This is a genomic window from Gracilimonas mengyeensis (assembly GCF_900182705.1).
In the GTDB taxonomy this organism is placed as follows: Bacteria; Bacteroidota; Rhodothermia; order Balneolales; family Balneolaceae; genus Gracilimonas; species Gracilimonas mengyeensis.
The window spans coordinates 17,034-39,357 of record NZ_FXTP01000002.1 but is presented as its reverse complement, the minus strand read 5'-3'; the positions used below and the strand labels follow the sequence as shown (position 1 = coordinate 39,357).

The 22,324-nt window shown below is 45.1% G+C and carries 16 protein-coding genes; 6 read left to right on the top strand and 10 right to left on the bottom strand.

The features are described 5' to 3' along the window. Positions 1-308: 308 nt before the first annotated feature. From FN815_RS02605 to amaB, 3 genes are all read right to left on the bottom strand, one after another. Positions 309-1,667 carry a class II 3-deoxy-7-phosphoheptulonate synthase gene (locus FN815_RS02605; RefSeq protein WP_142453054.1) on the bottom strand — a complete coding sequence of 453 codons (1,359 nt, stop codon included), beginning with the start codon at positions 1,665-1,667 and terminating at the stop codon, positions 309-311. A gap of 143 nt (positions 1,668-1,810) precedes the next feature. Continuing rightward, complete coding sequence (locus FN815_RS02600) at positions 1,811-2,314, bottom strand: cupin domain-containing protein (protein ID WP_142453053.1); 504 nt, start codon at positions 2,312-2,314, stop codon at positions 1,811-1,813. A 233-nt stretch (positions 2,315-2,547) separates the two neighbouring features. After that, positions 2,548-4,056 carry an L-piperidine-6-carboxylate dehydrogenase gene (amaB, locus tag FN815_RS02595; RefSeq protein ID WP_142453052.1) on the bottom strand — a complete coding sequence of 503 codons (1,509 nt, stop codon included), beginning with the start codon at positions 4,054-4,056 and terminating at the stop codon, positions 2,548-2,550. A gap of 260 nt (positions 4,057-4,316) precedes the next feature. Between amaB and FN815_RS02590 the strand changes: the two genes are divergently transcribed. Then, on the top strand, positions 4,317-5,201 hold the full coding sequence (locus FN815_RS02590; protein ID WP_142453051.1) for a hypothetical protein: 885 nt from the start codon (positions 4,317-4,319) through the stop codon (positions 5,199-5,201). Between the two features lie 197 nt (positions 5,202-5,398). Further along, the gene (locus tag FN815_RS02585) at positions 5,399-6,169 is read left to right on the top strand and encodes a TrmH family RNA methyltransferase (protein WP_142453050.1); all 771 of its coding nucleotides are present in this window, start codon (positions 5,399-5,401) and stop codon (positions 6,167-6,169) included. Between the two features lie 353 nt (positions 6,170-6,522). On the opposite strand, the gene aroA is transcribed toward FN815_RS02585, so the two are convergent. From aroA to FN815_RS02555, 6 genes are all read right to left on the bottom strand, one after another. Beyond that, complete coding sequence (gene aroA / locus FN815_RS02580; RefSeq protein ID WP_142453049.1) at positions 6,523-7,812, bottom strand: 3-phosphoshikimate 1-carboxyvinyltransferase; 1,290 nt, start codon at positions 7,810-7,812, stop codon at positions 6,523-6,525. A 109-nt stretch (positions 7,813-7,921) separates the two neighbouring features. Beyond that, positions 7,922-10,921 carry a tetratricopeptide repeat protein gene (locus tag FN815_RS02575; protein ID WP_142453048.1) on the bottom strand — a complete coding sequence of 1,000 codons (3,000 nt, stop codon included), beginning with the start codon at positions 10,919-10,921 and terminating at the stop codon, positions 7,922-7,924. Between the two features lie 45 nt (positions 10,922-10,966). Further along, positions 10,967-11,632, bottom strand: a complete 666-nt coding sequence (locus FN815_RS02570; RefSeq protein WP_142453047.1) for a CBS domain-containing protein — start codon at positions 11,630-11,632, stop codon at positions 10,967-10,969. Positions 11,633-11,634: 2 nt separating this feature from the next. Further along, positions 11,635-12,924, bottom strand: a complete 1,290-nt coding sequence (gene hflX / locus FN815_RS02565; protein WP_142453046.1) for a GTPase HflX — start codon at positions 12,922-12,924, stop codon at positions 11,635-11,637. Positions 12,925-12,946: 22 nt separating this feature from the next. Continuing rightward, positions 12,947-13,531, bottom strand: a complete 585-nt coding sequence (locus FN815_RS02560; protein WP_142453045.1) for a hypothetical protein — start codon at positions 13,529-13,531, stop codon at positions 12,947-12,949. Between the two features lie 8 nt (positions 13,532-13,539). Next, a complete protein-coding gene (locus FN815_RS02555) occupies positions 13,540-15,648 on the bottom strand; it encodes a BatA domain-containing protein (protein WP_142453044.1) in 2,109 nt (702 codons plus the stop codon). A gap of 104 nt (positions 15,649-15,752) precedes the next feature. Here FN815_RS02555 and FN815_RS02550 point away from each other — a divergent pair, with 104 nt between their 5' ends. Beyond that, positions 15,753-18,389 carry a hypothetical protein gene (locus tag FN815_RS02550; RefSeq protein ID WP_142453043.1) on the top strand — a complete coding sequence of 879 codons (2,637 nt, stop codon included), beginning with the start codon at positions 15,753-15,755 and terminating at the stop codon, positions 18,387-18,389. A gap of 60 nt (positions 18,390-18,449) precedes the next feature. Here FN815_RS02550 and FN815_RS02545 read toward each other — a convergent pair whose 3' ends face one another. Further along, complete coding sequence (locus FN815_RS02545) at positions 18,450-19,346, bottom strand: TIGR01777 family oxidoreductase (protein ID WP_142453042.1); 897 nt, start codon at positions 19,344-19,346, stop codon at positions 18,450-18,452. Positions 19,347-19,723: 377 nt separating this feature from the next. Between FN815_RS02545 and FN815_RS02540 the strand changes: the two genes are divergently transcribed. The 3 genes from FN815_RS02540 to FN815_RS02530 all read left to right on the top strand — a co-directional run bounded on the left by FN815_RS02540 (position 19,724) and on the right by FN815_RS02530 (position 22,251). Further along, positions 19,724-19,912, top strand: coding sequence for a hypothetical protein (locus FN815_RS02540; RefSeq protein ID WP_142453041.1), 189 nt, complete (start codon positions 19,724-19,726; stop codon positions 19,910-19,912). A 179-nt stretch (positions 19,913-20,091) separates the two neighbouring features. Then, a complete protein-coding gene (locus tag FN815_RS02535) occupies positions 20,092-20,847 on the top strand; it encodes a TetR/AcrR family transcriptional regulator (RefSeq protein ID WP_142453040.1) in 756 nt (251 codons plus the stop codon). A 69-nt stretch (positions 20,848-20,916) separates the two neighbouring features. Further along, on the top strand, positions 20,917-22,251 hold the full coding sequence (locus FN815_RS02530) for an ABC1 kinase family protein (RefSeq protein WP_142453039.1): 1,335 nt from the start codon (positions 20,917-20,919) through the stop codon (positions 22,249-22,251). Positions 22,252-22,324: the final 73 nt, after the last annotated feature.

Below are 22,324 nucleotides of genomic sequence, written 5' to 3'. Positions count from 1 at the left end.
CGGGCAAAAAATGCTGATGAAATTTCAGACTGCTATTTGAAGCTGACAAAGTGATTATGACGCTTTTGAAGCGGTGGCAGAATTGCTGATCAAAATGGCAGAGGTGGGGTGATTAAAGATTCAAAATTAAAGATTAAAGATTAGGATTTTGGATGATGAATTTTGAATTATATGGGGCATTTATTTCTTCAGAGAACTTTGCGCCTCCTGGCATTCTTTGCGGTTCATGAAAAAAGCCGCAAGCAAAATGCCGCGGCTTCATGAAAAGTCTAAAATTGGCTCACAACCAATCTTAAATCTTGAATTTCCTACGAATAGCTTTTCTTCCATTCGCGGGCTACGAGAAAGGCCATTTCCAGGCTCTGCTCATAATTCAGGCGGGGATCGCAGAAAGTCTCGTAGTTTTTATTGAGCCCTTTCACATCCAGGCCATTTGCTCCGCCTACGCATTCGGTCACGTTATCACCGGTAAGCTCCAGGTGAACGCCTCCCAAATAGCTTCCTTCTGAGCGGTGAATGGCGAAAGCCGATTGCATCTCGCTCAAAATAGCGTCGAAATTACGGGTCTTAATACCACCATCAGTGCTAAAGGTATTTCCGTGCATCGGATCTGAGCTCCATACCACAGGGAAACCTTCCTGACGAACGGCTTTGATCAACTTAGGCAATTCATCTTCAATGATGTCTTTACCAAAACGAGTAATCAACACAATTTTCCCAGCTTCATGATTGGGATTCAGTGCCTCAATCAGTTTTAGAGTCTCATCAATTTCATATGGAGGTCCTATTTTAATCCCCACCGGGTTGTTAATGCCTCTGAAATATTCTACATGAGCTCCATCCAGATCACGGGTTCGGTTGCCCAGCCATACCATATGTGCACTCAGGTTAAAGTGGCCATTCTTGCGGGGCACAGGACGGGTTTGGGCTGAATCGTAATACAGATTTAGTGCCTCGTGCGAGGTGTAGAAATCAACTTTCTGCAGGGTGGTAAAAGTATCGGGAGCAATGGCTTCCACAAACTTCACGGCTTTGGTGATGGATGACACCATGTCTTCATAATCCTTGTAATACTCGTTATTCCGCATAAAATCGAGTTCCCACTGCTCGGGATGATGTAAATCGGCAAAGCCTTCATCCGCAAGAGCGCGCAAAAAGTTCAGGGTAAGCCCGGCTTTATGATATCCTTCAATGAGACGATCAGGATCTGGCATGCGTGCCCCAGAATCTGATTCAAAACTATTGATAAGGTCGCCACGATAGTTATGAATTTTTTCTCCATCCACCGTTTCAAAATCATTGGATCGCGGCTTGGCATACTGTCCGGCAATGCGGCCCACCCGTAGTACGGGGATTCCCATCTCATGAATCAGGATGAAACTGGTTTGCAGCAACACCTTCACCATGTTTACAATCTTGGGTGCTTTGGTGGCATCAAAACTCTCGGCACAGTCACCCCCTTGAAGTAAAAATCCTTTTCCGGCCGCTACGTCAGCCAGTTTATTTTTAAGAGCCTCGATTTCCCAGGAAGTTACCAATGGCGGTAAATCCTTTAGTACTTGATAGCTCTGCTCTAATTTTTCCTGATCCGGATAATCCGGCAATTGTTTTACCGGTTTCTCTTTCCAGGAAGTTGGACTCCAGTTTTTGTTCGCTACTTGTTGCATAAAGTTCGGTTGTTGAATGAGTGAGCTATAAAACTATTGGTTTTTTTGCGATAATGCTGAATTTTATTTTAGGCCCTTCTAAACGCTGCTTGAGATAAAATCTTGTATGAGATTGAATATCGCAAATGAGGAAGTTTCATGCCTCAGGCGCGAGTAAATTTGGATATGATATCGCCATGATTGTAAAACCGCTTTGTTAAAGACTCCCGTTCCGCCAATTCAAAATCCCGGAAATCAAATCCCGGTGAAACCGTGCATCCCACTAAACTATAGCTATTCGGTTCACTTACCTCAGCTGCAAACCAAACTTCTTTAGGCACCGTAAATTGTGGACGTTCACCTTTTTCTAAATTCATTCCGACTTCCTGTTTTTCATACCGGCCATCGGAATAAATCATGTGTATGGTTAACGATGATCCCTCATAAAAATGCCACATCTCATCCTGGTGGATTTTGTGGAAGGCCGAGAAGGTATCGGAAGTCAGCAGAAAATAGATGCCCGTGCAGCAGTTACGCTCCCCTTCAAACACTTCCGGTAATTCTTTTTCGGGGATGATTTCCTCGCTGCGGTAGGTCTCTTTGAAGTAGCCGCCCTCGGGATGCTCTTCCAGCTCCAGCGTATCAATAAGTTTTTGGATGGTGTTCAAGGCAGTGGCATTTGAGTTGATAGACTTTTGGATACTCTTTCTCGAGTATCCAAACCCTGAAAACAGGAGAGCATGATTTAAAATGGAAGATTAAAAAATGGAAGATTTCCAGATTTACAATGCTTATGCAAAGTAAGTTGAAGCAAGAGTAGCAGTAGGGGGCTTGTCATTTCCTAAAGCTACCATTGGATCAAAAAAATCTTCCATTTTTAATCTTTAATCTTCAATTAATACTAAACATCAAAATCGATGCCCTGTGCAAGCGGTAATGAATCGCCCCAATTGATGGTATTGGTTTGACGGCGCATGTAGGCTTTCCAGGCATCCGAGCCGGATTCTCGCCCGCCTCCCGTTTCTTTCTCTCCCCCAAAAGCACCGCCTATTTCGGCCCCGCTGGTGCCAATGTTGATGTTGGCAATTCCGCAATCTGATCCCGCCGCGCTTAAGAATTTCTCGGCTTCGCGCATATTCAGCGTAAACATGGACGAACTGAGTCCCTGCTTCACGCCGTTGTGCATTACCATGGCTTCTTCCTGGGTTTCATATTTGATGAGATACAGGATTGGGGCAAAAGTTTCTTGCTGTACAATATCATAGTCGTTTTCAACCTCGGCCAGCGCAGGACGTACATAAAAACCATCTTCATCCAGCACTTCTCCCCCATAGATAACTTCTCCACCCTGTTCTTTGATGGCTTCCAGTGCCTTCTGCATGTTTTCCACAGCACCTTCGTCAATCATTGGGCCCACCAGCGTATCTTCATCCAGCGGATCACCAATGGTGATATTCTCATAAATATTCATCAAGCGCTCTTTCACCTGGTCGTACACCGATTCATGAATAATGAGTCGGCGCGTGCTGGTGCAACGCTGCCCGCAGGTACCCACTGCGCCAAATACCGTAGCACGAATGGCCATCTCGATATCTGCGTTTTCAGAAATGATAATGGCGTTGTTTCCGCCCAGCTCCAGAATGGTTTTACCTAAGCGGGAAGCCACCGTTTTGCCTACTTCCCGGCCCATTCGGGTTGAACCTGTGGCTGAGATCAACGGGATGCGATGATCTTCGGTCATCCATTCACCTACTTCACGATCCCCCGTTACCAGGTTAAAAATGCCTTCGGGCAGGTTATTTTCTTTGAGCACTTTAGCTACAATTTTTTGCACGGCCACGCCACATAATGGGGTTTTCTCGGAGCCTTTCCATATCATCACGTTGCCACAAACAGCGGCAATCATTGCATTCCAGCTCCAAACGGCAACCGGAAAGTTAAATGCGGAAATAATACCTACAATACCCAAGGGATGCCATTGCTCGTACATCCGGTGCTGCGGACGCTCGCTGTGCATGGTCTTTCCATACAACATACGTGATTGCCCCACGGCAAAATCACAGATATCAATCATCTCTTGTACTTCGCCAAGGCCTTCCTGGTAAATCTTACCCATTTCATAAGTCACCAGTTTGCCAAGCGGTTCTTTATACTCACGCAGTTTTTCCCCGATCTGCCGTACAATATCTCCTCGTTGAGGGGCGGGCATTTCGCGCCATACTTTAAATGCTTTCTCGGCCTCTGCCACCACATGCTCGTATTGTTCGCGGGTAGTTGTGCCTACGGTAGCAATTTTCTTCCCGTCGGAAGGGGTGAAACTGCTAATACTCTCTTTGCTCTCAAAATGCCTGCAACCGGTACTGGTCCCTGGATTAATACCTTCAATACCTAATGACTTCAAAAACTCCATAACAAATAAATTTAAGCTGAATTTGGCCTGAAGATAGTCAAGTCAGGGTTTAGAAAACAGCACTCTACGGCAAGATTTAAAAGTCGGCTATTAAAGATTTTTAACCGGCTTTTAAATTCTCATTAACCTTCAGAAGCTGGTCTTTTTGAAAACCACCCCTGCTTATTACATTATTTTTCATAAATAAAAACTGATTTATTCTTTTTCGAGGTCGCTATCGGTATGTGGAAAGGGGGTGATACAATAAATTAGGAGGGTATATGAAACCAACCATTCAATGGATGGCAATGAGCTGTATTTTACTAGCCGGAGTTATTGCCTGTACAAAAATTAAGGCTAATGAAACTGAGACCAAGTCACTAAAGGGCGCTGTGGTTGCCATGGGTGAAGGTACACTGGAAACTTTTGGGGAGATTGATAAAGATGGGAATCCGCTGAAAATAGGGGTCTCATTTTCAAAGGAGGCTCTCGATAGTCCACCTACAACGCTTTCAGACGGTAATCGATGTTTTGATCACGACAATAGCGGAAGTATTGACACCGACACCGAATGCATGCCGTGGCACGAGCGGGTGATCCCCCTGCCTGCAACCATCACACGTAACGTGGACATGCCTTTTAAATGGGCTTTGGTAAACTGGAACCTGGAAGGGCATATTCCAGATGGCATTTGGAATGAACCGCATTTTGATGTGCACTTTTACATCGCCCCCATAGAAAAAATATTTGGCCTGCAACGCGGCGACTGCGGTCCAGAGTTTCTTCGCTGCGATCAGTATGAAATTGCCACCAAGCCCGTACCCGATCATCTGATGCATCCCGATTATATTAACGTAGGTGCGGCCGCTCCCGCCATGGGCAACCATCTGGTTGACACCACTGCAGCAGAGTTTTCCGGAACTCCTTTTACCCGCTCCTGGATTTATGGGGTGTACGATGCCGAAGTCATTTTCTATGAGGAGATGCTGGCACAAAGCTACATGCAAACACTCCCAAATGACTGCTTCCCCATTAAAACCACACCGGAAGTTGCACTAAGCGGCTATTATCCTGAAACCGTGTGTACCCGGCATGATGAATCCAGTGGTGGCGTAGCAGTAAGTCTTGAGGATTTTGTGTACCGGACTGCTTCAAACGGCAGCTAATTGTTCAAACCCGCAGGTCGGGCAGATTTGTCCGACATTAATGGGCTAAATCCCTCTGGACTAAACCAAAAACCTTTTGCGCCACCTTAGCTATGGCCAGATAGACAGGTCGGTCACATTTTGAACGCTTCAGAATTTGGCTTACCAAAACTAAACAGCGGCTGTATTCTGAATGCTGAGTTCTGTATTCTTGCCCCATGAGAAAAGCATCAAACAACGAAATAAAGCTGCTTCGAAAATTAGGGCGTAAGAAATACCGCGAGAAAGAACAACGCTTTGTGGTAGAAGGTGAACGCGCCGTAGAACAAGTCATTGAAAACGGGTTGATAAAAATTGATACCGTTTTTGTGGGGGAAAGATTTAAGATACAAGGTGCAATGTTCAAGGGAGTTGAAGTTTGTGAAGTAGATCACGGAACCTTTGAAGAAGTGGCTGATACGGACAATCCACAGGGCATTTTGGCGGTTTGTAAAATGCCCGGAGAAATCACTCCGGAAGAGCTTGTCAATCAAGCCGGGGTTATTGTAGCAACCGATGCCATCCAAGACCCCGGCAACATGGGCACGATATTACGCACAGCCGCCTGGTTTGGCGCTAAAGCACTTATTGCCGGTAAGGGAAGTGTAGATGTGTATCACCCCAAAGTAGTCCGTAGTACCGTTGGTGCAACGGGTAGCATTCCGGTGATGACCGGAGAACTTCAAAACATTTTTGAAGATTTAGAAAGCGCTGGTTGGCAAACCCTGCTGCTGGATGGCGGGGCGGACAGTATAAACCTGGGGACGGTTCAACTCACAGAAAAAACGGTGCTGGTTGTAGGAAATGAGGGCAACGGAATCAATCCAGAGCTTTTAAACTCCAGCAGAAGAAAAGTGCGTATTGAATCAGGCGCCGGGCAGGAGAACGTAGAGAGCCTTAATGCCGCTGTGGCTACCAGTATTGCTTTGTGGAAGTTATCCGTCGGGTAATTTAGTGATTTGGTGAAGCGGTGATGGAGGTGGTTTTAGGTTTTTAACTTCTCCAAAAAATTGATGTGACAATTGCCATCTCACACCCTCCGCCAGTTTTGACAAGTCAAAACCAGGCACCTCCCTCAAGGGAGGACTTCCTTCGATTAAGAACCCCACTTCAGACACATCGCCAGGCTTCGCAGCTTGAACACAATTCAGAAAAGTCTCTCCTTGAGGAGAGATCAAGCAATTCGGCTATTCCCGAATTGCTTGTGAGAGGTGTTTTGGGATACCATATCAGACAGCCATTAAAAGCCAGGGATAATTAAACTATCTCCCTCAGCACATCACCGCTTCACCATATCACTAAATCACCCTTTGGCCACAAGCCCAAGATCTTCCCAAAAACCAGGATAGGAAACTGCTGCCGATTCTGCATCACGGATCTTACACTCTTTTCTACTTTTCAGAGATAACACCGCTGCCGACATCGCAATACGGTGATCATGAAAAGACTCAAAGGTAGCTTGCTCAAAAGTGAAATCCGGATTACCATGAATGATTAAGCCGTCTTCTTTTTCTTCAAAATCAGCCCCAACAGCTTTTAGCATCTTTGCCATGGCCATGATCCGGTCCGTTTCTTTATGCCGCAACTCCTCGGCTCCGGCGATAACTGAAGATCCCTCTGCAAACAACATCGCTACCGCAATGATAGGCAGCTCATCAATACAATTAGGAATCATTTTGGGATCAATATCTAAAGCTTTCAGGCTGGACTGACGCACCACAATATCTCCAGCTGGTTCAGCACCTTCATTATGTTCATTCTCTATAGCAATATCGGCACCCATATCCTTCAAAATATCCAGCAAGGCATTTCGCGTGGGATTTAATCCTATATTCTTCAACACCAACTCCGCCTTTTCCTGAATAGCAGCAGCCACCAGCCAAAATGCGGCGGCCGAAAAATCACCGGGGATAGTATAGCTTTGTTCCGGGATCACGTCCTCGCGGCTAGCCGAAATAATTTTGCGATGCTGCACCATTTTCTGATCCAGGTTAAGCAAACGCTCTGTATGGTCGCGGCTGGGCAGTATTTCAATCACTTGGGTAGGCTCATCCCCGAACAAACCGGCAAGTAACACGCACGACTTCAGCTGGGCACTGGGAATGGGCAATTCGTATTTCATAGGCTTTAGCGCATCAATCCGGTTAATGAACAGCGGGGCGTATTGGCTGTTCCGGGCCAGAATATGTGCACCCATGGCCTCCATTGGATCAATAATTCGTTTCATCGTTCGAGCAGAAAGAGAGGGATCGCCAATCAGTTTGGCTGAGATACCTGCACCGGTCAACACTCCGGAAAGCAGCCTCATGGCTGTCCCGGAATTTCCACAATCCAAATCCTTTACGGGCTTTTTAAGTCCATCGCGGCCTGTACCTTTAATCTTTAACTGCCCATCAGCCTTTTCTACCTCCGCACCTAGTTGCTGTACACAACTCAGTGTACTTTGCGGATCTTGTGCAGGTGAATAATTCTTAACCACTGAAACTCCATCATGCAAAAGCGAAAATATAGCGGCCCGCTGTGAAATGGATTTATCGGGTGGCAGATGCAGTTCACCTATTAGAGAATTAGCTGGCTGTACAGTTTTAATCATGCTTGGAGTTTATTTTTCTGTGTATGACTCATTTTAGCGACCACGGGTTAAACATAACAAACTCTGGCATGCACTGCATTTGTCCCCCGTTATTGTTGCTCTTTTCTACTTAAGATTCCCCGCTTCGTTCTAATAATGCCTGAGCTTTTTGCTGGGCATCAGTACCGGGATAATCGTTGATGATGGAGTTTAAGATTGTCATTGCTTCACCACGATTCCCCATCCGGATATGGCACTCTGCGCCGTTATACATAGCCTGTGACACCCAATAGTCAAAGGCTTCAAACAATACTTTTACTTTTGCATATTCTTCAATTGCTTCATTATAAGAGCCCTGCTTTTGCAGCATTTGTCCTACGTAGTATTGAGCCTCGGCACCTATCTCGGTGCTACTGCTTTCAGCTACAGGAACCAGCATCTCGCGGGCACGTTCGTAATTACCGTTTGAAACCGCCACTTTACCCAAACCAACTTTTGCGGGCTGACTATTCGCATTTACCTCAAGAGCCGATTCAAATTCTTGTTTGGCCTGATCCGTTTTACCCTGTGCTAAACTGGCATTTCCCATCCCAACATAGGCTTCCTGCCGGAACCGTGGATAACTATCCAACAACCGGGTATAGCTGGTATGTGCCTCGGGGTTTCGTCCAAGCTCAAGCTGAATAGTTCCCATTGAGCTAAGAGCCGATGGCGCCTGATCACTATCCGGATACTCATCGGCAATGGTGCGATATGCTTCTAATGCATTTTTGGCTTGATCTGTCTGCTGATAAGCCTCGGCAAGGTTGGCGTAAGTTTCGGGCACCAGCTCTTCAGAGTTTGTTACACGTAAATACTGGCGAAATTCGCTAATGGCATTCTCATAGTCACCCGACTGAAATACATTCAAAGCCTGACGGTATCGCAATTGATCGGCCGTAGCACTGGTGGGGTTATCACTTAAAAAGTCTTCTAAAATAGCTGAACTGCTATCTGACCGACCGGCCGAAAGTTGTGCGTACTGAATGCCGTTAATGGCTTCAATGATATAATCGCTGCGCGGATATTCATCCAGCACTTTTTTGTAGGCCTGGATGGCACGTTCGTATTCGCCGGCATTGTAATACGCATCCCCGATATTGTATTGCGATCGTGCAGCCCAATGGGTACCAGGATATTTGCTGATTACTGCCTTAAATTCTTCAACCGCCTGTGAGTAGTTGTTCGTATTCAGATATATGTAGGCGATGTTGTATTGTGCCTGTTCACGAAGACGGCTGTAGGGATAAATGCGAAGGGTTTTGCGGAAATTTGATACGGCATCGAAAGTACGGCCGGCCCGGTAGTAGCTGTTGGCAATCTGGAACATGGCATAATCCCCGCCCGGCTCAGCCCCAAGTGCCTGGCTGTAACTGGCAATAGCTTCCTGGTAATTACCTACTGCATAATAAGCATCCCCAATACGCAGCTGCGTGTCCGTATCGTAAGGGAATAATGCTTCATCGGGTGCTTTATAATTTTGCAGGAAGTTTCTGAGTGGCCCCACAGCATTTTGAAACTGTCCCATTTCGAAGTAACTCCATCCAAGCGAATACAGAGCTGCTCCCGCCATAGTGTCGTCGGGATAATTATCTACAAACATTTTGAACCGGCGAGCCGCCTGGCTATACTGGTTCATTTTGTAATAGGTATCGGCACTCCAGAATAAAGCTTCTTTTCCAATTTCAGTTTGAGGAGCTTCCGCATAGACAGCTTCAAAACCAGGCTGAGCCTGCTCATAGGCCTGGTTCCTATACATAATCCAGGCTTTCTGAAAACGTGCCTGCCGCTTTAACTGAGGACTAATATCCCCGGCCTTTTCAGCCTCTTCAAAAGCCTGTAAGGCTCGTGTGTATTCGGCATTGGCATAAAAGGCTTCACCCAGCATGGTGTAAACCTTGCCCGCATCCTCCAGTTGCATATCACTGCGTACCAGCTCCAGCAGCACTTCAATAGCTTCATCATACCGGGAGACTTCAAAAGCCGATACCGCCCATTCGTAATAGGCTTTTTCTACCCAAAATCCTTCTTTGAAACGATCTCCGAACTCCCGGAAGGAATCCAGGGATTTCCCATACTGGCTTCCCAATTTTTCATTCACTGCTTTGTAATACAGTGCTTTTCGTGCAATTTCATCGTCTCCGGTGGCTGCTCGTCCAAATGACTCAGCCGCCCAGTGGTAAATTTCCTGTTTGTTGTATAGCCAACCCAGTCCGTAATGGGCAATACGTTCTTCAGGTGTTCCTTTGGTCAGGTTGATGTATTGGAGATAGGCTTTCGAGGCTTCGTCATAGTTCCCTAAATAATTCTGACTTTCAGCAATCAGAAATACGGCTTTAGTTCTTGAGGTAGTATCAAGATGAGGTAAGGCTGAGCGTAAAGCTTCCGTTGCTTCTTCATACCTTCCCTGCTGGTAATAAGCTTCACCCAATGCCGTACCTACGCGACGGGTGATCTCGCTGTTAGGAAATCGGTCGCGCAATACTTCAAAAGCTTCGGTAGAGGCATCATACTTCTCTTCTTCCAGATACAAACGCCCACGGGCATATAACGCTTTAGGGGCCCAGGATGAACGCAGATGGTCATCGGCTACCGCCATAAAATATTGGCGCGAATACTCGTAATCCTGATTTTCAGCTGCGGCTTCAGCAATCCAGTATTTCGTTTCTGCTGCACTCTTTTCTTTCATCCAGGAATCAACCGCCTGCTGATAATACTCTATGGCCGCTTCGTATTCACCTGCATCCGTAAAGCGATGTCCCAAATCTTTAAGCAATACTTCAGAGAGATCCGTACCCGGATAGCGTAGCACAAAATCCTGGTAATAGGCTTCTATATTGGCAGAATCAGCGCCGGTTTTCGCTCGGGTCAAATAGTATTCAGCTGATATTCTTAAATCATGCTCAGGATAAGAAGTGGTAAAATCGGAGAAATGCTGTGCCGATTCTTCGTAAAAACCCTTTTCGTACAGGTCAATTCCCGAACGATACAATTGGGTGGCTGGTGATTGGAGGTCCTGCGAAAAAATGGATTGCGAACTTACTACAAACAGTAAGAACACCAGGAAGGTACTTTTGGGGACGAATTGCATGAAGCTCGTCGAGATATGTAAGGTTAACAGTTTCTTCTTTTAGCTTTATATGTCAAGATAGCGAATAAGTTCGTCTGCACGGTCAGAAAAATTATGCTCCAGCATTTCGCTATCGGCTTCGGAGGTAATTGTGTAGCCAAAACGGCGCAAGCTTGAGCTTACCACCGAAGAATCTTCCATATTTAATTTGAACGATACACTGTACGATGGATTGTGTGCGCGCGGCTGCTGAACTGCTACGCCCAAAATCTTGGCGCCTTCCATTTCAATAATTCGAACCAGATCAGACAGTGCAAAATCTTTTTGGCTCAGTTCTACGGTAATCACGGAACCATAACTGGACAGATTAAAAACATCGCCCAGCGCAGTAAGTACATCCCTCTTTTTCACCATGCCCAGAAACTGCCGGTTAACATCAACTACAGGGAGCAAATAGAGCTCATGGGCTAACATAACCCTCGATGCTTCAAACAAATGCTGATAATCAGGCACAGATACGGGGGTACTCAACTCCACTTCCGAAAGTAATGACTGATCATCTACCACTTCCACCAGTTTGGCCAGCGACGCCATCCCTACAAGCTGATCGTCTTCATCCACAACGGCAATCTGTGTGCTGTGCAACAAATCAAGACGCAACATCGCCGCTGAAACCGTATCCGTTAATTTCAGTGGAGAGATCTCCGTATTTGTGATTTCATTTACTAACATGGTTATACAACTTCGCTGTTAACGCCAATAGTATCCAACAAATGGGATAATTGCTTAAAATCTTTATTAGCGATGCTAAATGTTAATTCCACATCGGTGCCCTCGTACGATTCTTTTTCCACATTTGCATTTTCGTGAATAAAGGCCACCGCTTTATATTTTGAAACCGGAATTTGCATGGTATGGGTTGAATATTCCAGTTCAATCATATCCTCAATGCTCTGCTCCAGTTCCTTCAAACCAATACGCTGTTCAGCCGAAACCAGCACTGCATTCGGATAAGCACGCTTCAACTCAGAGACTTTTCCGGGATCCAGTAAATCAACTTTATTGAACACCAGTATGGTTCGCTTGTTGGTCGCTTCAATCTCCTCCAAAGTTTCCTCAACAACTTCAATATACTCTGGAGCCATCTTCGAAGAAGCATCCACTACATGTAATAGTATATCGGCTTCCCGGACCTCATCTAAAGTGGATTTAAAACTTTCTACCAAATTGTGGGGCAGCTTACGAATAAAGCCTACGGTGTCGGATAATAGCACGGAATGATTTTCCATCTCGTGGCGCCGCACGGTAGAATCGAGAGTAGCAAACAACCGGTCTTCAGCAAATACGCCTGTTTCAGTGAGGGCGTTCATCAAAGTTGACTTCCCGGCGTTGGTATATCCAACCAGCGAGATACGTACCATGTCCTCTCGGCCTTTGCGCTGTGTGGTTCGTTGTTTCTCCAGCTTCTCCAGTTTTTCTTTGAGCGTAGCAATACGCTTGCCAATCAACCGGCGGTCGGTCTCAATCTGGGTTTCACCAGGACCTTTGGTTCCAATTCCACCTTTTTGGCGGGAAAGGTGAGTCCAGTAGCGGGTCAGTCGTGGTAGCAGATATTGCAATTGAGCGAGCTCAACCTGTGTTTTGGCAGCAGCCGTTTTCGCACGGCCGGCAAAAATATCAAGGATTAGCGAACTCCGGTCCAGTACTTTGCCATCGGTTCCTTTTTCAATGTTGCGGAGCTGGGTGGGAGTCAGGTCATCATCAAAAATGACCGTATCAATGTTTTTCTCGCCCATGATGCGTTTCAGCTCATTCAGCTTTCCCTTACCTATGTAGGTGGAAACATCGGGATGGGTTTTATTCTGGAGGATCTTTTCTACAGTGATGCCCCCGGCCGTATCCGCTAAAAGCTCCAGCTCATCCAGGTATTCTTCAGCCTGGAATCTTGTAGTATCGGGACCATACAGGCCCACCAATGCTACCCGTTCTCGTTCTATATCAGAATTTTTTACGTCGTCTAACAAATGTATTAAGTCTTATGAGGTATTAGTCTTCTTGAATTCTCTTGAGGTCAATATCCGGCAGGTACTGTCCTTCTATGCGATTTTCGAGTTTTAAAGATACAATTTTTTTAACTGCATAATATCGCCTCCTCGGTACAAAGAATTTTACTTTTTGATAACCATCCATCAGTGTTTTATCCATCTCGGAATAAGTAAACAAATATTCTACTCCATCCGTTTTTGGGCGTTCTACATAATCCATAATCTGAAACCATGGGATGGTTTGGGAGGGCTCGTTGATATTCTTGACTATGCCGTAATCGGTGATATAATATTTTGACGCCAGATAGCTGGAGATAAACCACATGCTGCCAATCCACATGTAGGCTAAAAACACCGGATATCTAGAAATATCTTCCTGATATAAAACAACCCAGGAAAGCCCCATTATAATCAACAAAAATACTGTGGCAAATAGAGGGTACCCGCCCAGCTTTCCAGCTCCCCAACTCAGTCGTACCGTACGCAAGCGTAACTTATTCTGATAGGAATAGGCCGCCAATAAAGTAGATGCGATACTAAAGAAAACAATCACACCTTTAAAAAATATTGATAAGTAGTATTCCATAACCTACCTCATTCTACCGTTTCTGCCCGATACCCAATGGATACCAGGGTTTCAGTTATTAAAAATAACAATCCGGCTAACATAAACCAGCTCCAAATTTCCCGGCCAAATCCGGAGGCTACAATCTCATTTTGCAGCTGTTCTTCATTCATATCGGCTGTATCCACCCAAACCAATGATTCGTTACTTAACAAATTTTCCGCCTCTTCCTGCTCAGCTTTTGTGAACACGGATTCTTCTTGGGATAAGTTGGCAGCCAGTGTAATTACTTGCCCGTCATCATCCTGAATTTTAATCCAGCCCGGCGTCCATTCTTCTGCCGGATAGCTTACACGCACCCCTGATGATACAACCGCTGTTCCGGGTTTTATTGTATCGTCATCTACCTGCAATACCACACTTTCGGGGTCTACGTTCCCGGTCCAGGCAAAGGGTTGTCCCAATGTAAAATCAGCAAAGCCTCCCTGGTCGGATGAAGCTGAATACAGCAAAATGCGATAGTAGAAAGGGGCGTAAAGTGCTTTAACCGGAAAATTGGACCAGCCTGGGTCGTTACCAGCCGCCGAGAGCACCAAAGTTCCCTGTCCCACTTGTTTTTCATACACTAAAGGATCTCCGTTATTCATGTTCAGCAAACTAAACCCCGTGCCATTCGAAGAGGTATTCAGCCGGTAGTAATAATAAATTTCCGGATTCGTGAAGCGCAACTGTTGTTCACCTTCGCGTTCAAATAATCCTGCAAAGGCCGGATGATCTTCCAAAAGTTCGTCTGCTGTAGCAACACTGTTAAAAGAGCCGTATTCACCCTGCAGGCCCACATATCTACCGGCATTAAATTGACCCAAAAAGTCATTGTAATTTCTCAAATTTCCGTCTTCAGCCGGAAAGAACATCACCCCTCCACCGGTTTGCACAAACTCTTGCAAAGGACTGAATATATATTCCGGGATCTCTTTCACCCCGTCCAGCAAAACCACATCGTAAGCTGACAAGTCAGCCACATCAAAGTTTTCGATGTTGGTTTGATCATAATCCAGCTGGGCATCGTTTTCTCCAGCTGCCTGTAGCACAGCGCCGGTGTAGGAAATAAATCCGCTCCTGTTTTCCTGTTCACTCACCCAAAGTACATTTCGGGTTTCGGGTACCTGTAAGCTCACAAAATATTGGTTGTCGGGCTGAAATCCGTCCCCCTCTATGCTTACAACAGCCCGCGCAGACCCAACTTGAGATGGAGTCACTTCAAAGGCATACGTTCTTCGCTCACCGGGTTCCAGTGACACTGAATACTGTCCAGCTGCCTGCCCCTCAAACTCTAATGACACAAACTGGTTAACCGCAGCTACCTCACTTTGATTGGCTATTTCAACATTGAGGGTAAAGGGAATATCAACGCCAATCATGTTGGTGGATGTACTTACGGAAGTAATGGATGTGTTTTGGACTTCTGCAGAACCTACATCGATCACCGTAAGGTTGACGCCTTCCATATCCAGCTCGCTGCCTGCCTGCGCCAGTTGGCTGTGCTGTGCATCCGTTAATATGTAGATGCTTTTATTGGCATAAGGCGCCTCCTTTATAGTCTCCAGCAAACCGGTGAGCCTGTTTTCCATAAAATTACCGGCGGATTTTACTTCGGCTTCCTCCAAAGCTTTTTTCATATTCGCCCAATTCATGATATTTCCGTAATCGGCTTCCCCATTGGTGAGCTGCAGCATGTAACGGTCTTCATCTTTGGCCGCTTCATTAATGCGTCCAGCAATTTCTTTAGCATACTCAAACAGCGGTCCCTGGGTGCCAATCCGAGACATGCTCACACTATTATCAAGAAGTACTGCGTTTAGAGCTGGCGCCTGGCTGTTACCTCCTCCGGTAAGTCCCGGCGGCAAAAAGGGGCGCGCCAGCACCATCGCCAAACAGGCTATGGCCAGCAAACGAAGCAACAAAAGAAGGTATCTTTTTATGCGAATACGCCGGATGGTAGTATTCTTTAAATCCCGAAAAAAAGCCAAAGTTGAAAAAGCCACCTTTTGCGGACGTCGTAGGTTTAGCAAATGGATGAGCAGGGGAAGTCCCACCGCAACAAGGGCCATTAAAAAAAGAGGGTTTAGAAAACTCATTTAGCGCTTAAAAAATGTTACCTTTATTTTGATCCGGAACTTTTAGGAGCTCCGGCACTTAGCTTGTATAACCTATAAAATAAACTTCACAGTATCTGTATTTAATGCAACGCATCCTCCAGCTATTAATTTCATGTTTTATTGCAGTATCTCTCACCGCTTGTTCTTCCTCATCCAATAGCAGCTGGAACGAACTGATACCTGAACAATCTTCCTTCGTATTTGTTCCCGAAGCAGGACTAAATGTACAGGATATAGCCAGCACCAACTATTTCCCCTATCTGAATGAACTTTCTGCCGCCCCCATGCAACAAATTACAGAACTGGGTGGAGAATTATCCGGCCAGCTTCAATTAAAAGCATTGGCTTTGGTGCCGTCAACCTCTGTAGAATCTGATTTCTTATGGATAGCAGAAACGGATGGACAAAGTTTGGATAGCTGGGCATCGGCCTTTTACCAGTCTTTCACTCAAAACAACTATGACTTCCAGGGCCATGTCATCCATAAATTGCACCGGGCCCGAACCAATATTTATGCCGCTCAAATTCAAAATTGGATCGTAATCTCAAAATCCAGCCTGGTTGTTGAGAATGCTTTGCGAACCGTTAATGGAGAGTTCAATCCTATTGCGCTACAACAAACACCGCAGCCAGGAACCCTTATTGTAAATACTCCAAAGCTTGACCGCTGGGTTGAACAATTTGCGGCTGTGACTCATCGCCCTTCCGTGATTGGTAAATTTGATGGCACCATCCCTTTTTCACTGCGCATCAGTAGCAGATCTGATTCTTTGAATGAATTTCAAGCAACCGGACGCATGCCACTCACAGAAAACCGGCACTCTGTTTTGACGGATGCCATCTCCTATGAAAACAAACCTCTTACATTAGACCGACACATTGCCAGTAATGCGGCTGCCTTTGCCCTGCTCCGTCTGCCCCCTGCATCCATCCCAACCACCCCGGCCGACAGTATCATTTCTCCCCTGGATTCTTTGTTTCTCAATGATTTGGATACCTATCAATCTATGGCCGGTGCATTGGATACTGAGTTTGCTTTTCAGGCATTCTCAGAATCAGGCTTATTGGCCAGTGGCGAGTATCTGTTCCTTCGCAAAATGAATAACATTGATGCCGTACAGCAGCAACTGGACGCTTTTGTAGAAAAAGGACTTATCTCAAAACAAGAAGATAGTTACCATGTGAACAGCGCCGTAATGGCTACTCTCGTGGGCTCTGAAATGGCAACACTCCGCGATTTCTATCTCGATTTCTCCAATAACGTATTGGTGATGGCGAAGCGGAAAGGCTTGGCTGAAAGTGTGAATTCAGACCGCATCCGGCGCCGGGTTATTTATTACGATGAAACTTATTCAAAAGTACGAAGATCCCTTCCGGCCGAAGTCAGTGGCTTTGTATGGTCGTATGCTGATAATTTCAGCCAGTTTATAGCCCCATATCTAAAGCCCGATAATAATTCAGCCGGCTTGCTAAACCGTTTTGATATTTTGAGTATGCACTTTGTTGCAGGCCAACAAACAGTGGATGTGACCCTGAATACCCATACCGACTCTAGTTCGGAGTTGCCCTATGAAGAGTTGTGGGTCATGCCGCTTTCCGATTTTGAGTTAAGTGGCAAACCGGTATTTGGAGATTTAGTGGGTAGCATTGCAGATGAAGTGGTTTTTGCTACCAATGAAGGCCGGGTATTGGCATTGGCCTCTGATGGAACCATTGCCATGCAAACTTCAACAGAGGGACTCACTCCAGTCGGAAGCCCGGTTTTATATGACTGGTACGGCAACGGCGAACGAATTGTATTGCTGGGAGCCGGTTCCCAGATTTTTGCCTGGAACCAAAACGGAGACCTGCTTCCACGCTTCCCTATTGAACTTGGCGAAACCATTTCTGCCCCGATACTGGTTACCGATGTGCTTCGGAACGGAGTTCCTGAAATTGTAACTGCCACCGAAGACCGAAAGCTGCATGTACTGGATGCCCGTGGAGAAAACGTAAGAGGATGGCCTCAAAATACTAACACGGTTATTACCTCTCAGCCCGTATTTAAAATACAAAATGAAATCTGGTCGGTTTGGGCTTATTCTGAAAATACATTGCACAGCTGGTTACGAAGTGGAGCTGTACGAGGAGGTTTTCCTCAATTTGTGAATACCCGGTTCACCGACTCTCCCATAGTTAGGGAAAATCAGGTACTGGGCAGCGGTGCTGACGGCCGTTTATATTCTATTGGCACCGAGCCTTATTTCAGTGCCGAATACGCAACCCCCATTGGAACAGACTCCATTTCTATTCATGCGCTTTACGCTTCCAATGATGAGCTTTCAACCCTTTCTTTCCAGCCCGAAGTGCTGCTACAAGATTCAACTGGGTTTATCCGTGAAGATGTAATCACAACACAAAGTGTAAATGGGTCCGTTTTTGTGTTTAACAAAGATGGACAGTTGCGCTTTACACAAAGTCTTGGGCAGCCATCCTCTTCCTCACTCAATCCAATTATCATAGACTTAAACCAGGACGACGATAAAGAAGTGATTGCTTTAGCAGAATTCGGACGTCTTTTTGCCTGGGAGGTCCTAACCGAAAAACGACTATTTAACCTTCCTACTTCTGGAATGAAATATCCGGTAGTAACCGACTTAAACAGCGATGGAAAAATGGAACTGATTGCCCAAACCCGAGAAGGACTGCGCTGCTGGACCATCAATCAAGCCGTAGATTAGAACAGCAGCACCAATCGTGAGGCCGCATTAAATAGCTTTAGTTAAGTCCTTCATGTTGGCTCATACAATGTCTGCAAGTGCTTCTTCCAATTCTTCAAACTGGAAATCAAATCCCGCTACCTGTAGCTTTTTGGGCTGCATCCGTACGCTGTCAATCACCAACTTGGACACTTCTCCCAGGGCTGTTTCAATGATAAACTCAGGTACTTTAAATATAGCCGGTCTGTTCAGTGTTGCTGCTAAAGTCTTTGAAAACTCATTCATCGTAACCGGGTTTGGCGCACAGGCATTGTAGGGCCCTTGCATTTCTTCGTTTTCGATTGCAAAAATAATACTGCGACATAAATCTGTTCGGTGAATCCAGCTCATATACTGGGTGCCCGGTCCGATGGGACCACCTACTCCCATCCTAAATGGAAGCAACATTTTTTCGAGGGCACCGCCTTCTTTTTCAAGTACGACCCCAGTTCTGGGGTTAGCAACCCGAACTCCAAACTCGGTGGCTTTTTCTGCTTCTTGTTCCCATTGGATACACACATCCGCTAAAAAGTCATCTGCTGGCGGTTCATTTTCATCCAATACTTCATCTCCGCGATCTCCGTATACATTAGCTCCGGAAGAGGAAACAAATGCCACAGGCTTATCCCCGGCTTCTTTCATTGCCTCTACCAATGTACGGGTGGTTTTAATTCGGCTGTTTAAAATCCGTTCTTTCTTTTCCGGGGTCCAGCGCAGGGCAAATATATTTTCTCCTGCAAGATTTACCACGGCATCAACGTCATTCATCAGGCCCGGCAAGTTATCATCCCAACTTACGAATCGCTGGTTCTTGGCACTTTCATCTTTATATTTTTCCGGACTCCGAGTCAAAATCACCAAATCATGTCCCTGTTTTAGCAAGAGCGTCCTTAGTTCTTGTCCTATAAATCCGGTTCCGCCACTAATTAAAATATTCATGATTACCTGTGGTTATTAATTTTCTTTAAAACCAAATTTTACCGGCACAGCATTCGTTTTTCACCTATCAAATAGCCGGTAACATTCAAATTTAAAAAGTGTCCTTCTTTAGATAAAACGACCTCAAAAAAACATGCTTTTTAGGTTAAAATTTACCAATTAATTATAGCAATTAAGTCTTGCGAGCCATACAGTTAAATCAAGCTCTTTTCACCCTGCAAAACATGTGCTTAAAGATAAACTATAAAAATTTCTTAATTCGCATTTGGTCAATATTAAATTAAATTGGTATACATATTATTAGGTACGATAAAATACGGTTTGGGTATTTAACCAACTACTAAGGTAATGAGGTTATGATACGTTGTGAAAGGTGTATGGCTGAAGAAGGCAAAAAGCACCCAATTGGTAATTATGAAGTTAAAGTTCAAGAAGTAACCATCGAGGATACCAAGAGATTACTATGTCAAAAATGTACGGCAAGAGAACAGGCCAAGGCTCGTAAAAAAAACGCTGCTCTGAATAAGAGTGCGTTTCAACGAATTTTTGGAAGAATATTTAACTGATCTTAGCTAAGCATTTGGGATCTTCGGAGTTAGATATGGGAGAAGTGTACCAACTCATCAACCCAGGTTTAAATAGGGCTTCGCTATCTCTCCATTTTTAAGATTACTGTAACTTTTATCTAATCAACGCGAACTGAACATTCTGTTCAAATGTTTAATGGATAAAACAGAGCTTGTTTATGGACACTGAAACTTTTAATACCAAAATTGAGATTTGCGAAGCGGCCATTACCCTGTATTTGGATGATGCTTACAGTATGCCAAATCTGGTGAATGCTACCGGAAAGACTGCTTCTGAAATTTATGCTCTTTTCCCGAGCAAGAAGGCTATTCTTGAATTCTACTATCCTGCATTAATTATTCGCTACCGGGCTATGATTGGTGAGATCGATGATTTTGCATCTTACACCATCAGCGAAAAACTCTCCAATTTCATCTTCACGCTATTCGATATGATGGAGGAGAAGCAGGCTTTCGTTCAGAAAACATTTGAGAAGTTTGCCTGCAGTCCGGGAGCCGGCAGGGATTTTCACCGCCAGTTAAAAGAACTTTTTAAAGACTTTTTTGAGCAGGATAATCGAATTTCTACCAGTGCATCCATGTTTATGGGTTATCTGTTTTATGGGTTTCTCAAAACCCAATACTTGCTGCTGGTAAAATTTTGGATAGAGGACGATAGCGAACAAAAAGCACGCACGTGGGCCCTGACCGATAAAATAACCGGTTTTATCCAAGAACTGGTTTATTCCAAAATTGCTGATAAGGGATTTGACCTGGCCAAATACCTGTTAAACACTTCTGGTTTTAAACAACAGGTGGAAGACCTCAACAACTGGGTGGCCAGCTGGTTTGAGGACGAGCCAGAAGTAAACGTTGATATCGAAGACGAAGATGAGGAAGAAAGTGATAATGACAGCGATAAAACCTCTGAATAATCTACATATTTCCTGTTGAATACTTAATGAATCATTTCGCATTCAACATTCACAATTCAACATTTCCCTATGAGTAATGATTTTCCTTCCTCAAAGTTTGAACGAGGAACCCGTATCGCTAAAACCGGATTAAAAGTTGGAACCAACTATGCCAAACGCTACCTGCGTAAAAAGTCCGGTAAAGAGGACGACTCCGGTGACGGTAATTTTCATGCTGAAAACGCAAAACAGGTATTCCAGGAATTTACCAAACTGCGTGGCACGGCCCTGAAAATTGCCCAGGGCATGAGCATGGACCAGGGTTTTTTGCCTGAAGAGTTCGCCGAAGTGATGAGTCAGGCCCAATACTCGGTACCACCTATCAACAAGGCACTGGTTCGGTCTATCATAAAACGTGAGTTGGGGAAATACCCGGAGCAGCTGTTTGCCAGTTTTGAATCGGAAGCATTTGCAGCCGCCTCCATTGGCCAGGTACATAAAGCCGAGTTGAAAGACGGCCGCAAAGTGGCTATCAAAATTCAATATCCCAACGTACGGGAAACCATTGACTCGGATCTGGGCCTTGCCAAGATATTAATGAAGCGCATCGTAAAGAAAGGCGCTGACATTGACCCCTATTTCGATGAAGTGAAACAAACGCTGCTGGATGAAACAGATTATCAGAAAGAAGGCAAACAGATTGACCTGTTCCGGGAGCGTTTTGGCGGCTTGAATATTGTCATTCCTGAATGGGTGGAAGAATACTCAACCGATAAAGTGCTGTGCATGACTTATTTGGAGGGACGGCACCTCGGGGAATTCCTCAAGGAAGATCCAAGCCAGGAACAGCGGAATCATTTTGGCCAGCTGCTATGGGATTTTTTCCATGAGCAGATAAAAGACATGGATTTTGTGCATGCCGATACGCATCCGGGGAATTTCCTTTTCACTTATGATGATAAATTAGGCGTGATTGATTTTGGTTGCGTGAAGAAATTCCCTGAAGAGTTTTTCATGAATTACCTCCGGCTGTTACCTACACATCTTGCTGATGATGAAGAAGCTATTCGGGAACTCTATAAAAAGCTAAATGTCATCAAACCCAATGCAGATAATCCCGAACACGAAGAACGCTATTTCAATTTTGCCCGCAATTACGGGATGACTTTCGCCGAACCTTACAAGCACGAATTTTTTGATTTCGGGGATAAAGACTACCGGAATTCCATCAAGCACTATACCAAAGATGCGCCCATCGGGAATGAACCCCGCGGATCGCAGCATTTCCTTTATACCACCCGCGTACACCTCGGCCTCTACAACTTGCTGATGAAAATGGGCGCACATATCGACACCTCCAAAAGCAAAGAAATACTAAGTGATATGCTGGATGTGAATTTTGGGGAGTTAAAAGAAGCGGGATAACCAGACAAGCTTATATTTAGCCTCCACTTTTACAGAAAATTTGTAAGGAATTCGGATTTCAGAGCTCTTACCT